Raw genomic sequence first — 13,547 nt, 5'->3', positions numbered from 1 at the left:
CTCGGTGATCACCCTTCGAGAGTGCCCGAACACAGCAGCGCGCGTGCTCTCTTCGCGGCGATCTCCATCAGCGCGGTGAGGTCCGCAGCGTCGAATCCGGGCGGCGGTTCAACCGCGAGCACCACAGGTGTGGTGGCTTGAAGTGTCGGACGGTCGGGCAGTTGACCTGCGGGTGCGTGTGAAACCACCACAGGTGTTCTGGTTCCGACGGGCCCGGCGACGCGTTGTTTCAAGGCGTCGAGGAGTTCTTGTTCCGGTTTTCCCTTGAGCAGCAGCAGGACGAACGGGTCGGCGTCGAGCAGCCAGCCGACCTGGAACGCCAGTGCGGCGGCGTGGCGGCACGGGAGTTCCCAGCCGTCGCAGTCGCACTCGGGTTCCAGGTCGCCGATGCCGGGCAGCAGGTCCACTCCGGACTCTTCGGCGGCGGTGACGAGGTCGAGCGGCATGTTGTTGTCCAGCAAGGCGGCGATGTGTCCCGAGTGTTCGGCGACGCGGTCGAGGAACCGTCCCCATTGGACTTCGGACAGGGCGGGAACGCTGACCGTGGTGCTGTAGACGGTGTCGTCGTCGTGGACCTGGGCGTGCAGGAGTCCGGGGCTCACGGTGATCGGGCCGACGACGCCGGCGTGGGCGTAGCGGCGGCCGAGGCGGACCATCGCGTTGTCGAGCGCGGTGTCCTCGAGCGCCTTCACCCACGCCTTGCCCCACCACGTCGTGGCGACGCGGCGTTTCACCTTGGGGAACGCGGCGAATCCGCGTGCGGTCATCAAAGGCTCCTGAGCTGGACGAGTTCGGCGAGTTCGGCGTCGGTGAGCTCGGTGAACGCGGCCTCTCCCCCGTGCAGGACGGCGTCGGCGAGGTCGCGTTTGTCCTGCAGGAGCGCGGCGATGCGTTCCTCGACGGTGCCCTCGGTGACGAGCTTGTGCACCTGGACGGGGCGGGTCTGGCCGATGCGGTAGGCGCGGTCGGTGGCCTGGTCCTCGACGGCCGGGTTCCACCAGCGGTCGAAGTGGATCACGTGGTCGGCCATGGTCAGGTTGAGGCCGGTGCCGGCGGCTTTCAAGGACAACAGGAACACCGGCGCCTTGCCCTGCTGGAAGTCGTCGACCATCTGCTCGCGCCGCGGGACGGGCGTGCCGCCGTGCAGGAACCGGGTGGGCTGCTTGATGTGCTGCTCGAGCAGGCGGGCCATGCCGACGTACTGGGTGAAGATCAGCGCCGAGCCGTCCTCGGCGACGATCGTGTCGAGCAGTTCGTCGAGGAGTTCGAGCTTGCCGGACGAACCCTGCAGCGCGTCGTGGCCGAGGTAGTGCGACGGGTGGTTGCAGATCTGCTTGAGACCGGTCAGCAACTTCAGCACGAGGCCGCGGCGGGCGATGCCGTCGCTGTGCGCGATCTGGTCGAGGGTTTCCCTGGTCAGCGCCTCGTACAACGCCGCCTGCTCGGTGTTGAGCGAGACGTACCGGTCGGTCTCGGTCTTGGCGGGCAGTTCGGGGGCGACGCCGGGGTCGGACTTGCGGCGGCGCAGCAGGAACGGCCGCACGACCTTGGCGAGCGTGTCGTCGGGTTCTGGCCAGCGGGTGCGGAACGCGCGGTGCGTGCCGAGCAGGCCCGGTGTCGTCCAGTCCAGGATGGACCACAGCTCCGACAACGAGTTCTCGACCGGCGTGCCCGAGAGCGCGACCCGTGTGCCCGCCGGGATGCTGCGAAGTGCCTTGGCTGTGCCGGAGTGCGGGTTCTTGACGTGCTGGGCCTCGTCGGCGACGACCATGCCCCACGTGTGGTTCCTCAGTGCCTCCGCGTCCAGGCGCATAGTGCCGTAAGTCGTGAGCACGACGCCCTCGGAGGCGAGAGTCCGTTGTGGACCGTGATAGCGGGTGACCGGAGTTCCTGGGGCGAAGCGGTGGATCTCGCGTTCCCAGTTGCCGAGCAGTGAGGCGGGACAGACGACCAGCGTCGGGTCGTCGTGGCGGCGGTGCAGGTGCAGGGCGATGAGCGTGATGGTCTTGCCGAGGCCCATGTCGTCGGCGAGGCAGGCGCCCAGTCCGAGTCCGGTCATGTGGGCGAGCCAGCTCAGGCCGTGCAGCTGGTAGTCGCGCAGGTGCGCCTTGAGCGCGGACGGCTGCGGGAGCTGCGGCACGGTCGTGATCGCCGTGGTGAGGCTGTGCGGGGCGACCTCGACGTGCTCGCCGTCGATGATCGCGGTGCCGGTGAGGGCGGCGGTGACGGCCTGGACCGCGGTGAGCGGGGCGAGCTGCTGCCGGGCCTTCTTCCTCAGCAACGGGGCGACGAGGACCCACTGGTCGCGCAGCCTGATCACGGGCCGGCTGGCCTCGGCGATGACGTCCATCTCGGCGTCGGTCAGCTCGTCGCCGCCGAGCGCGAGCCGCCAGTTGAACGTGAGCAGGTCGTCGGCCTGGAACTTGCCGCCGGGTTCGCCGATGACGGCTTTCGCGGACAGCGTGGTGGTGAGGTTCTTGGGCCAGTGGACCTCGATGTCGGTGTCGAGGAGCTCTGCCACCTCGCCGTCGGTGAGGTCGGCCTGGTCGAGCAGGCGGTGCAGCGGTGGCCAGGTGGCGCGGCCGATGGCCTTGATGGCGTCGAGCTCGCGGCCGGAGCCGCGGACGTCCTGCGGATAGGCGTCGGTGATCGCGCGGACCTGGACGATCGCGCGGAACCGCAGGTCGTCGGTGGTCTCGATGCGCAGCGACAGCTTGATCTGCTCGTCGGCCCACGCCTTGAGCTCGGGCACGTCGTGGGGTTCGGGACTCGCGAACGGGCCGTCGCCGGACCGGGGCAGCGTGTCCGCGACGGCGTCGAGGAACTGGCGGAGCTCGTCGTAGTCACCGTGGGCGGCGAGCCGGCGAAGGTGCAGCTCGTCGGCGTGGTCGAGCGGGCCGATCCGCCACGTGTCGTGGTTGGCGGCCGTCACGCCGGGCACGATCCGGCCGCGGGCGATGAGGGTGAGCGCGGTCGCGGTGGCCACTCCCCAGTAACCGTCGTCGTGCAGCGCGTCAGGCAGGGCTTCGAGCAGGGGTTTTCCGTTGAACTGGCCGAGGCGGGGCGGGTCCGCAGGCACGAACATACCCTGTACCGTACACCATACGGTACGCTAGGGTGGCGGTCGTGATCGAACACACGGGCAGCGGTGACCCTGCGCGGACGCTGGCGTTGCTGTGGCGCACCCAGGAGCGGGTCTCGCGCAAGGGCAAGCCGGACCTGAGCGTGGACCGCATCGTGCAGGCGGGGATCGCACTGGCCGACGCCGACGGGCTCAAGGCCCTGTCGATGCGCCGCGTCGCCGAGTCGCTCGGTGTGGGCACGATGTCGCTCTACACCTACGTGCCCGGCAAGGGCGAGCTGATCGACGTCATGGTCGACACCGTGCAGGCCGCGACCGGCCGTGAGGTGGCCGCGGACTGGCGCGCGCACCTGGCGTACGTGGCGCGGGAGAACCTCGCGCTGTACCGGCGGCATCCGTGGTTGTTGCAGGTGGCGCCGTCGCGGACAGTGCTGGGCCCGCAGGTGGCGGCGAAGTACGACTTCGAGCTGCGCGGGCTGGAGGGCGTCGGGCTGTCGGACGTGGAGCTGGACTCGGTGCTCAACCTGGTGCTCGGGCACGTGCAGAACTCGGCGCGCGGGCTGACCGCGGCGGCGGTGACCGAGCAGGAGACGGGGCTGACCGACCAGCAGTGGTGGGACGCGGCGGCGCCGTTCCTGATGACGGTGTTCGACCCGGCCCGGTATCCGGTGGCGGCGCGGGTCGGCGGGGCCGTCGGGGAGGCGCACCAGAGCGCGTTCAGCCCGGAGCACTCGTTCGAGTTCGGGCTGGAGATGATCCTGGACGGCGTCAATCGCCTGATCGAGTCGCGGCAGCAGTAACACCTGAGTGACACCTGCCGGGATGCGTCGTTAATTCCCACGCGGTGTCCTCCGGGTGCCTACAGTTACGCGACGCCGATCAACTCGCCACTTGGGAGGCCTGCTCGTGATCGACTCGCAGCCCCGGCAGGCGCTGGTGCGCCGGGTCACCGGTCTCGCGCGGTCGACACCGGGGCGGTTGAGCCTGATCATCGTGGTGCTGGCGCTGGCGAGTCTCGCGAGCGGCGCGCTGTCGACGTGGAGCGTGGTCCGGCAGGAGCGGGCGCTGGAGGACCTGGCGACGCGGTCCGAGCCTCTGTCGCACGCGGCGCAGGAGGTCTACCGGGCGCTGCAGGACGCCGACGCGACGGCGGCGAGCGCGTTCCTGTCTGGTGGGCTGGAGCCTCCCAAGCTGCGGGAACGCTACGAGTCGGACATCGCGCAGGCACAGGCCGCGCTGTCGGTCGCGACGGCCTCCTCCCCCGACCTGACGGCGACGCTGGCCGCGCAGCTGCCGGTCTACACGGGACTGATCGAGACGGCGCGCTCGAACAACCGGCAGGGTTTCCCGGTGGGCGCCGCGTATCTCCGCGAGGCCTCGGGGTTGATGCGCACGCAGCTGCTGCCGGCGGCGCAGGAGCTGTACCGGGCGGAGACGGACCGGGTGGCGGGGGCACAGGACGAGGCGGACTTCCCGTGGGGCTCGGTGTCGGTCGCGCTGGCGTTCGTGGTCGCGCTGTTCCTGACCCAGCGGTATCTGACCCGCAAGACGAACCGGCTGCTCAACGTCGGCCTGCTGATCGCGACCGGCGCGGCGGTGGTGTCGCTGCTGTGGGTCACCACGGTGTCGGTGCTGGTGATGAACGACGTGGCGGACTCCCGCACGGCGTCGAAGAAGGTCGACGTGCTGGCGCAGGCGCGGATCGCGACGCTGACCGCACGCGGCGACGAGACGCTGACGCTGGTGGCGCGAGGTGCGGGCCAGGCGTACGAGAAGAATTTCGTCGATGTCTCCGAACGCCTGGAGGGGCAGCTCGACCAGGCGAAACAGCTGGAGAACACCGAGGCCGTCGACCAGGCGATGCGGCACTTCCGGCAATGGCAGCAGGTGCACCAACGCATCCGCGAGGCCGACGACGCCGGCCAGTACAACGACGCGGTGGCGCTGATCGACAACCCGTACTTCGACTCGCTGGACCAGGACCTGGTGCGGGCGATCGGTGAGGCGCGGCAGGACTTCAGCGACGAGGTGGCGGTGGCGCGGGCGTCGCTGGCGGGCACGGTGGTCGGGGTGCTGGTGCTGGCGGTGATCAGCGCGATCGGGTCGACGATGGGCTTGTGGCAGCGACTCAAGGAGTACCGGTGAGGCGACTGACACTCGCGGCGATCATGCTGCTCAGCGCGTGTTCGGCGGGACCGGCGCCGAGCGACATCGTGCCGCGCACCGCTCCCGCACCCCAACCGGCCAACGCCAGCACCGTGACGGCCGCCCCGAGCAGCTCAGCCGCTCCGCCTCCGTCGTGTGACCCCACGGCGAGCCTGCGGCCAGGCGTGTTGCCGGCGGCGGGTCAGATGCCGGCGGGTTCGAACATGGAACGGATCCTCAAGCGCGGCCGCCTGATCGCCGGGGTGGACCAGAACTCGTACCTGATGGGGTTCCGCAACTCGTTCACCGGCGAGATCGAGGGCTTCGACGTCGACGTGGCGCGGCAGATCGCGAAAGCGGTCTTCGGTGACGAGAAGAAGGTGCAGTTCAAGGTCGTCACCGCCGCGGAACGGATCGGCATGCTGCAACGCGGCGAGGTCGACGTCGTCGTGCGGACGATGACGATCACCTGCGACCGGCTCAAGGACGTGGACTTCTCGCAGGTCTACTACCAGGCGGGCCAGCGGGTGCTGGTGCGCCGCAACTCGGGCATCACCGGCGTGGACAGCCTCAAGGACAAGAAGGTGTGCGTGGCGTCCGGGTCGACGTCGCTGGGCAACGTGATCAACCGGGTGAGGACGACGGTGAGCGTGCCGAACTGGACCGACTGCCTGGTGATGTTGCAGCAGGGGCAGGCGGACGCGATCTCCACCGACGACACCATCCTGGCGGGGCTGGCGGCGCAGGACCCGTACACCGAGGTCGTGGGAGCGCGGTTCACCGAGGAGCCCTACGGCGTCGGCGTGCCCAAGGGCCAGGAGGACCTGGTCAGGTTCGTCAACGGCGTTCTGGAGCGGATGCGCACCGACGGCACGTGGGGCGCGATCTACGGCCGTTGGCTCAACACGCTGGGTCCGGCACCAGCGCCGCCTGTCGCTCGTTATCGGGATTAGGGAGGGGTCGCCTGATGAACGAGACGAGCGAGGAACTGGATCTGCCCGCGACCGGGCCCGCGACGTCGCCGGGGACCGCGCCGTGGTCGGTGTCGCAGGAGGCGTCCCGGTCCGGCCGGTCCGGGTCGGGGCGGTCACGGCGGGGCAGCGCGCGGTCGATGAGCCGTGGCCGGTTGGGCGCGGGGCTGGTCGAGGTGCCGCGGGTGCCCTACCGCGATCCGAAGACCGCGGTGCTGGATAACCCCGAGGTCCCGGAGGCCAAGCGGTTCTGCTCGAAGTGCGGCAAGAAGGTCGGGCGGCGCAAGGACGGCAAGCCGGGCCGGGTGGAGGGGTTCTGCCCGCAGTGCGGTCACGCGTACTCGTTCACGCCGAAGCTGGCGCCCGGTGAGGTGCTGCACGACCAGTACGAGGTGCTGGGCTGCCTCGCGCACGGCGGCCTCGGCTGGCTCTACCTGGCGCTCGACCACGCGGTGAGCGACCGGTGGGTGGTGCTCAAAGGCCTGCTCGACTCAGGCGACGCGGACGCGATGGCGGCGGCGCTGGCCGAGCGGCGGTTCCTGGCCGAGGTCGAGCACCCGAACATCGTGAAGATCCACAACTTCATCCGGCACGAGAGCGGCGAGAGCGACAAGCTCGTCGAGTACATCGTGATGGAGTACGTCGGCGGCGAGTCCATCAAGGACATGATCACGCGCCGGCGCCGGGACGGCCGCGGCGACGAGGCGTTGCCGCTGGCGCAGGCGATCGCGTACGTGCTGGAGATCCTGCCCGCGGTCGGCTACCTGCACGGTGTGGGGCTGTTGTACTGCGACTTCAAGCCGGACAACATGATCCACACCGAGGAGCAGCTCAAGCTGATCGACCTGGGCGCGGTGCGGCGCATCGACGACCACCACTCCCCCATCTACGGCACGATCGGCTACCAGGCGCCGGAGATCGGCACGATCGGGCCGTCGATCTTCTCCGACATCTACACCGTCGGGCGCGCTTTGGCGGTGATGAGCTTCCCGTTCGACTTCCGCGGCCGCTGCAAGGACCGGCTGCCCACTGTCGACGAGGAACCGCTGCTGGGGCGGTTCGAGTCGTTCCACCGGCTGCTGCTGCGGGCCACGAATCCGAACCCCGAGCTGCGGTTCTCCTCCGCGGAGGACATGGCCGACCAGCTCACCGGCGTGCTGCGCGAGGTGCTGGCGATCGAGGACGGCGTGCAGCGGCCGGGCCCGTCGCGGCAGTTCACGCCGGAACGCCGCCGGTTCGGCGTGGAGGGTGCGCTCGACCTGTCCGAGGTGGCCTTGGCGTTGCCGGCACCGAGCGTGAACACCTCCGACGCGGCCGCCTCGTGGCTGGCGACGGCGACGACGTCGGACCCGGCCGGGTTGCGCAAGGCACCGGACTTCACCGTGGAGGTGCGGTTCCGGATCGTGCGGGTGCTGATCGAGTCCGGGGACACCGAGGCCGCCCTGCGCGAACTGGAGTCGCTCACGGCGCCGTCGATGTTCGACGAGTCCGAACTCGACCCCGAGGACTGGCGGCCCGACTGGTACCGGGGCCTCGCCGCGCTGACCGACGGACGGGCCCGCGACGCGCTGGGGTTCTTCGACGCGGTGTGCTCGGCGGTGCCCGGTGAGGCGGCGCCCAAGCTCGCGCTGGGTGTCTGCTACGAGGCGACGGACGATCTGAAGTCGGCGGCGGGCTGGTACGAACTGGTGTGGCGGACCGACCACGCGTACGTGTCGGCGGCGTTCGGCCTGGCGCGGGTGCTGCTCGCCTGCGGGGACCGGGCGCGGGCCGTCGAGGTGCTGCTGTCCGTTCCGGACACATCTTCACAACATCTCGCCGCGCAGATCGCGGCGGTGCGCGCGCAGCTCGGCGACTGCGCTGCCGAGGACCTCGTGGCGGCCGGGGAACGGTTGCACGCCTTGGACATCGACGTTCATTCGCACACCCAGCTGTCGGCGGAGGTGCTGGAGGCGGCGTACGACTACGTGACCCGCAATCAGGCCGCCGAGGGCAGGGTGCTGGACTGTGCACTCTCCGAACACGAGCTTCGGCTGGGTCTCGAGCGGCGCTACCGCACGCTGGCCCGGTTCGCGGCCACGCCGGAGGAACGGATCGCATTGGTGGACCGCGCGAACGCGGTAAGGCCTAGGACGTTGGTTTGATGGACACCCTGAAGTGCCCGGAGTGCTTCGCGCCCGTCGCGCCGGAGGACCGGTTCTGCGAGGCGTGCGGACGCAACCTGCTGGTCCGCCGCACGCCGCTGGGCGGACCGACCGGTCCCGCGCAGGCCTCGTGCATCCTGTGCGGCTCGCCGGACATCGATGACGAGGACTACTGCACCCAGTGCGGCCGCCACCAGCCATCGGCGCGTGACCGGGTCGAATACACGCTCGGCGCGGTGTCCGGGGTCAGCGACCGGGGCAAGCGGCGGGCGCGCAACGAGGACTCGATGGCGTTCGGGCACGTCGCGGGCAAGGGTGTCGCCGCCGTGGTCTGCGACGGCGTGGCCTCGTCCGAACGGGCGGAGCAGGCCTCCCAGGCCGCCGCCGACGCCGCGGTCGACGTGCTCTTGAACGCGCTGATCGACACGGCGGACCCGGAGCAGGCGATGATCGACGCCGTCGCCGCGTCCTGCTTCTCGGTCGAGCAGCTGGTGGAAGCCGAGCCGATGGAGGCGGGCGGCCGGGGTGTCGCGCCGTCGTGCACCTTCGTGTCGGCGCTGGTCACGGAGAAGTCGGTGACGATCGGCTGGGTCGGCGACTCGCGCGCCTACTGGCTGGCGGACGAGGGTTCCAAGCAGCTCACGACCGACGACACGTGGGCCGCGCAGCTGGTCTCCGAGGGCGTGCTGACCGAGGAGCAGGCGCGCACGGACCGTCGCGCGCACGTGCTGTCGCGGTGGATCGGCGCGGACGCGGGCCAGGTGGTTCCGCAGGTCGTGACGCTGCAGCCGACCGGGCCCGGGGTGTTCCTGCTGTGCTCGGACGGGCTGCACAACTACCGTCCGGAGCCCGAGGACCTGCAGCCTTTGCTGCCGTGCGGGCCTGAGGAGTTCGTGAAGGTCGCTCTGGATGCCGGCGGCCACGACAACATCACCGTCGTGCTGGTGCCGTTCGCTCCTGCGCCATAAAGTAACCGTGCCGCCGCCTCATGAGTGACAAGGCCCGCCGCACTGTGTCACCTCCCTGGGTAACCCTTTGGAGGCGTACGGGATGGGCACAGGTAGGCGTGGGTTCCTGCTGGGAACGGCTGGGGCTTTGGCCGCTGCCGGGACGGCTTCGGCTGCCCCTGGCGGTTCGACGACGTGGGTGCTGACGAACAACGTCGGGTACGAGGCCGCTGGGCCGAAGCGGGCGGTGATCGCCTGTTCGACGCCGGGCGTGCATCAGTTCTCGCTGGCGGAGCACGGCACGGGTGTCGTGGTGCATCGCGGCACGGCTCGGTTCGCGGGCCCGGTGACGGACTGGAAGGCGAACCAGTTCCCCGCGGTGCCGTCGTTCTACTCGGTCGCGGACTTCTCGAAGTTCACACGTTCTGGTGAATTCGTGCTCTCGACGGATGGCGGGGTGTCCCGTCCGTTCGTGATCGAGCCGCTCGTTCTGGAGCGGCGGACGCTGCCGCACGTGGTGCGGTTCTTCAAGGACTCACGGTCGTTCGGCGAGTACGACCGTGTGGACCGGTCGCTGCCGTACGAAGGTGATCCCGCTCTGCGCGTGGACGCGCACGGCGGTTGGTACGACGCGGCGGCGGACTGGTCGAAGCACTTCACACAGCTGTCGCGCTATTCGTTCTGCAACACGCTGCAGCTGCCGTTGACCGCCTACGTGCTGTGGGCCTCCTACGACGAGCTGACGCGGCGTGCGGTGCCGGACTTCGTGCACCTGCGGGAGTTGCTGCATGACGAGGCGCTGTACGGCGCCGACTACCTGGTGCGGGTGCAGATGCCGGGAGGGTCGTTCTACGGATCGGTGCGGCAGCCGCAGGAGGACGACATCGGCATCGATCCGTCGAAGCGGTTCCTGCGTCGCGGCCCGCTGAACTACCGCGAGGGCTGCGGTGTCGCGATCGCGGCGCTGGCCCGTGCGGCACGGGGCGCGGTCGACGGGGAGTTCCCGCGGTCGCGGTATTTGGCGGCGGCGGAGGCTGCGTTCTCGTTCTTGCAGGTCAACAACGTGCGGTTGACCAACGACGGCAAGGAGAACATCCAGGACGACTACAACGTGCTGCTCGCGGCCGTGGAGCTGTTCAAGGCGACGTCGAACGCCTCGTATCGGGCGGAGGCGGATCGTCGCGCGGCATCGCTGGTGGCGCGGTTGATGCCGCGCGGTCATTTCCGGGCCGACGACAAGGACCGTCCGTACTTCCACCCGTCGGACGCGGGCATGCCGGTCGTCGCACTGCTGGCGTACTCGTCGATCGCGGGTCCCGACGTGCTCACGGCGGTGCGTCGTGCCCTGGAATTCGAGCTCTCGATCACCTCGGCGGTGCCGAACCCGTTCGGCTACGCCCGGCAGGCGGTGCAGACGGCGGCGGGCGACCGGTTCGACGGCTTCTTCTTCCCGCACGACGCGGCCGGCACGTGGTGGCAGGGCGAGAACGCCCGCCTGGCCTCTCTCGCGGCGGCGGCCCGGCTCGCGGCACCGCGGTTCGACGCGACGTTCGCGGCCCGGTTGCGGTCGTACGCGGCGGATCAGCTGAACTGGATCGTGGGCTGCAACCCGTTCGACGTGTGCATGCTGGAGGGCAGCGGCCGGACGGCGCCGATCTACCTGGAGTACCCGGAGGGTTCGGCGGTCGGGTCGTGGCAGTGGATCCGGGCGGCGGGCGGCATCGTCAACGGCATCACCGGGCGTGCGGCGGACGGGCGTGGGATCGAGTGGGATCCGGGAGTGGCGTCGTCGGGCCCGAACACGGACTGGCGGTGGCTGGAGCAGTGGATCCCGCACTCGACGTGGTTCCTGTACGCGGTCGCCGCCGGCTGATCGGGCACGGCTGATTTACCGCTGACTAACTGGAGCGCGGCACCGTCGTGGCGTGAGATTCGTTTCTGTCGCGGCGGTGGCCGCTTTGGCGCTGGCCGGGTTGTCGTCCGGTGTCGCGCACGCGGAGTCGGCGCCGGGCTGTGGTCCGGTGACGCAGATCGGCAGGACCGCGTACATCGACGAGGGCGGTGGCCCGGTGGCGTCGGTCAAGCAGTTCAAGGGGTGTGGCAAGAACTGGGCGTATGTGTACGTGTGGGACTCGTACCACAACAAGGGCAACAGCTACTACGTCACGGCGACCATCCTCGCTCCGGGTTCGACGGGGCACGTGAAGGGCGCCAACCGGGACCGTGAGGTGTGGTCCAAGGGCACTGACACGTTGTCGGTGTGCACTCAGGCGCAGGGGCACATGGTGGACAACCCGGAGTACGCGTACTTCGCGAACACGGACAAGCGCTGCTGAAATTGTCTCCATGTGGAGGCCGGTGTTGATCGCGGTGGCGGTGGTTGTCACCATCGTCGCCGTGGTCTTCGCCTTTCAGCGCAAGCTGGTCTACTTCCCCTCCCCTGGTCCGCTGCCGTCCGCCGAGGAGGTGATGCCTGGTGGGCGCGATGTCCGGCTGGTGACGGCGGACGGTCTGCTGCTGGACGGGTGGCATTTCGAGCTGCCGGACGCGCCGGCGACGGTGATCGTGTTCCCCGGCAACGGCGGCAACCGGCTGGGGCGGGTGCCGTTGGCGCGGGAGCTGGTCTCGCGCGGGTTGTCGGTGCTGCTGTTCGACTACCGCGGTTACGGCGGCAACCCTGGCAAGCCCACCGAGGAGGGGTTGACCTTCGACGCGCGGGCGGCGCTGGATCTGATCGACGGGCCGGTGATCTACTTCGGCGAGTCGCTGGGTGCCGCCGTCGCGGTCGAGCTGGCCACCTATCGCGCGCCGCTCGGGCTGGTGCTGCGCTCGCCGTTCGCGTCGCTGGCAGCGGTCGGGTCGCACCACTACCCGTGGTTGCCGGTGAAGATGTTGTTGCAGGACAAGTACCCGCTGGTCGAACGGGTGTCCGGTGTGGACGTTCCGACGGTCGTGCTGCTCGGCACCGCGGACTCGGTGGTGCCGCCCGCGCAGAGTCGTGAGGTGGCGACGGCGGCACGGGCGCGGCTGATCGAGATCTCCGGCGCCGATCACAACGACGACGTGTTGTTGTCGGGCCCGCAGGTGGTGGACGCGGTGCTGTCAGTGCGCTGACGGCGCGATCTCGCCGGAGCCGCGGCGCACGAGCGCGGCGGGGACGACGGCGTGCACGGGTGGTGAGGTGTCGCCGTCGATGCGGGCGAAGATGAGCTCGGCGGCTTTGCGGCCGATGCCGGGGACGTCCTGGCGCACGACGGTGACGCCGGGTTCGACCATGTCGGCGAGCGGGAAGTCGTCGAAGCCGATGAGCGCGACGCGGTGGTGCAGGTCGCGGGCGCGCAGCACGCGCATGGCGCCGACGGTCACGAGGTTCTGGGCGGTGAACAGCGCCGTGGGCGGGTGGGTGAGGTCGAGCAGCGCGGTGGCGGAGGCCTCGGCGAGCTCCACGCCGTGCAGGTCGGTCCGCACGAGTTCCTCACGCAGGGTGAGCCCGGCCTGGGCGAAGCCTTCGAGGTAACCGGTGTAGCGCTCCTGGCTGGTCCACAACGTGCGGCGGTCGCCGAGGAACGCGATGTCGCGGTGGCCGAGCGCGGCGAGCTGCAGGACGGCTTCGCGGGAGCTCTCGCGGTTGGTGGTGGTGACGCAGTCGGTGCCGCCGAAGGTGGGTGGCCGGTCGACCAGCACCATCGGGGTGCCGCGTTCGCGTTCCTGCTGCAGCGCGTCCTGGTGACCGCCGGCGGCCATGACGACGACGCCGTCGACGCGGCGGGCGGACAGCGAGATGAGCAGTTCGCCTTGCAGGGTGCGGTCGTCCTCGCTGCTGCCGGCGAGCACGAGCACGCCGCTGTGCCGGGCGCGGTCCTCGACGGCGCGCAGCAACGCCGAGTCGAACGGGTTCGACAGGTCTTCGAACAGCACGCCGATGGTGGCGCTGCGGCGGTCGGAACGGCGCAGGCTGCTGGCGGTGAGGTTGGGGCGGTAGCCCAGGGACCGCGCGGCGGCACGGACGCGTTCGACGACCTCGGCGCCGGCGCCGGGCAGTCCGTTGATGACGCGGGAGACGGTCTTGGTGCTGACGTTGGCCAGCGCGGCGACGTCGCGCATCGTGGGTTCGCGTCTTGCGCCTGCTTGATCCATGTCCGCCTGCCTCGGGTAACGCTTGCGTAACGGCCGCTTGTCGCGTCTTCTCCCGGAAAGCTAGCGTCAACGATGACGTAATGGAATCCCCGGTTCTCTCCCGCCTGGTTCGAACGGGCAG

The 13,547-nt window shown here is 70.0% G+C and carries 11 protein-coding genes; 8 read left to right on the top strand and 3 right to left on the bottom strand.

Annotated features, from left to right (window positions below):
• Window positions 1-8: 8 nt before the first annotated feature.
• On the bottom strand, window positions 9-767 hold the full coding sequence (locus ACWGE0_RS00625; RefSeq protein ID WP_452258754.1) for an SWIM zinc finger family protein: 759 nt from the start codon (window positions 765-767) through the stop codon (window positions 9-11).
• Window positions 767-3,085: a DEAD/DEAH box helicase gene (locus tag ACWGE0_RS00620; RefSeq protein ID WP_452258753.1), complete on the bottom strand. Its 2,319-nt coding sequence runs from the start codon at window positions 3,083-3,085 to the stop codon at window positions 767-769. Before ACWGE0_RS00620 ends, ACWGE0_RS00625 begins: the two co-directional genes overlap by 1 nt.
• Window positions 3,086-3,126: 41 nt before the next feature.
• Here ACWGE0_RS00620 and ACWGE0_RS00615 point away from each other — a divergent pair, with 41 nt between their 5' ends.
• The 8 genes from ACWGE0_RS00615 (at window position 3,127) to ACWGE0_RS00580 (ending at window position 12,403) form a co-directional block, all read left to right on the top strand.
• Complete coding sequence (locus ACWGE0_RS00615; RefSeq protein ID WP_452258752.1) at window positions 3,127-3,882, top strand: TetR/AcrR family transcriptional regulator; 756 nt, start codon at window positions 3,127-3,129, stop codon at window positions 3,880-3,882.
• Window positions 3,883-3,988: 106 nt separating this feature from the next.
• Entirely contained in the window at window positions 3,989-5,227 is a 1,239-nt protein-coding gene (locus tag ACWGE0_RS00610; protein ID WP_452258751.1) for a hypothetical protein, read from the top strand.
• Entirely contained in the window at window positions 5,224-6,180 is a 957-nt protein-coding gene (locus ACWGE0_RS00605; protein WP_452258750.1) for a glutamate ABC transporter substrate-binding protein, read from the top strand. Before ACWGE0_RS00610 ends, ACWGE0_RS00605 begins: the two co-directional genes overlap by 4 nt.
• A 14-nt stretch (window positions 6,181-6,194) precedes the next feature.
• Window positions 6,195-8,342: a tetratricopeptide repeat protein gene (locus ACWGE0_RS00600; protein ID WP_452258749.1), complete on the top strand. Its 2,148-nt coding sequence runs from the start codon at window positions 6,195-6,197 to the stop codon at window positions 8,340-8,342.
• On the top strand, window positions 8,342-9,310 hold the full coding sequence (locus tag ACWGE0_RS00595; RefSeq protein WP_452258748.1) for a PP2C family serine/threonine-protein phosphatase: 969 nt from the start codon (window positions 8,342-8,344) through the stop codon (window positions 9,308-9,310). Before ACWGE0_RS00600 ends, ACWGE0_RS00595 begins: the two co-directional genes overlap by 1 nt.
• 82 nt (window positions 9,311-9,392) lie before the next feature.
• Entirely contained in the window at window positions 9,393-11,162 is a 1,770-nt protein-coding gene (locus tag ACWGE0_RS00590) for a glycoside hydrolase family 9 protein (RefSeq protein WP_452258747.1), read from the top strand.
• A gap of 52 nt (window positions 11,163-11,214) precedes the next feature.
• A complete protein-coding gene (locus tag ACWGE0_RS00585; RefSeq protein ID WP_452258746.1) occupies window positions 11,215-11,625 on the top strand; it encodes a hypothetical protein in 411 nt (136 codons plus the stop codon).
• A gap of 10 nt (window positions 11,626-11,635) precedes the next feature.
• Window positions 11,636-12,403, top strand: coding sequence for an alpha/beta hydrolase (locus ACWGE0_RS00580; protein WP_452258745.1), 768 nt, complete (start codon window positions 11,636-11,638; stop codon window positions 12,401-12,403).
• Here ACWGE0_RS00580 and ACWGE0_RS00575 read toward each other — a convergent pair.
• Window positions 12,392-13,426 (bottom strand): LacI family DNA-binding transcriptional regulator, encoded by a 1,035-nt coding sequence (locus tag ACWGE0_RS00575; RefSeq protein ID WP_452258744.1) that lies wholly within the window; start codon window positions 13,424-13,426, stop codon window positions 12,392-12,394. The two genes, ACWGE0_RS00580 and ACWGE0_RS00575, sit on opposite strands and share 12 nt — an antisense overlap.
• Window positions 13,427-13,547: the final 121 nt, after the last annotated feature.

This window comes from Lentzea sp. NPDC054927 (assembly GCF_053610285.1).
The sequence above is the reverse complement of the archived record's forward strand: the minus strand, read 5'-3'. Positions and strand labels throughout refer to the sequence as shown.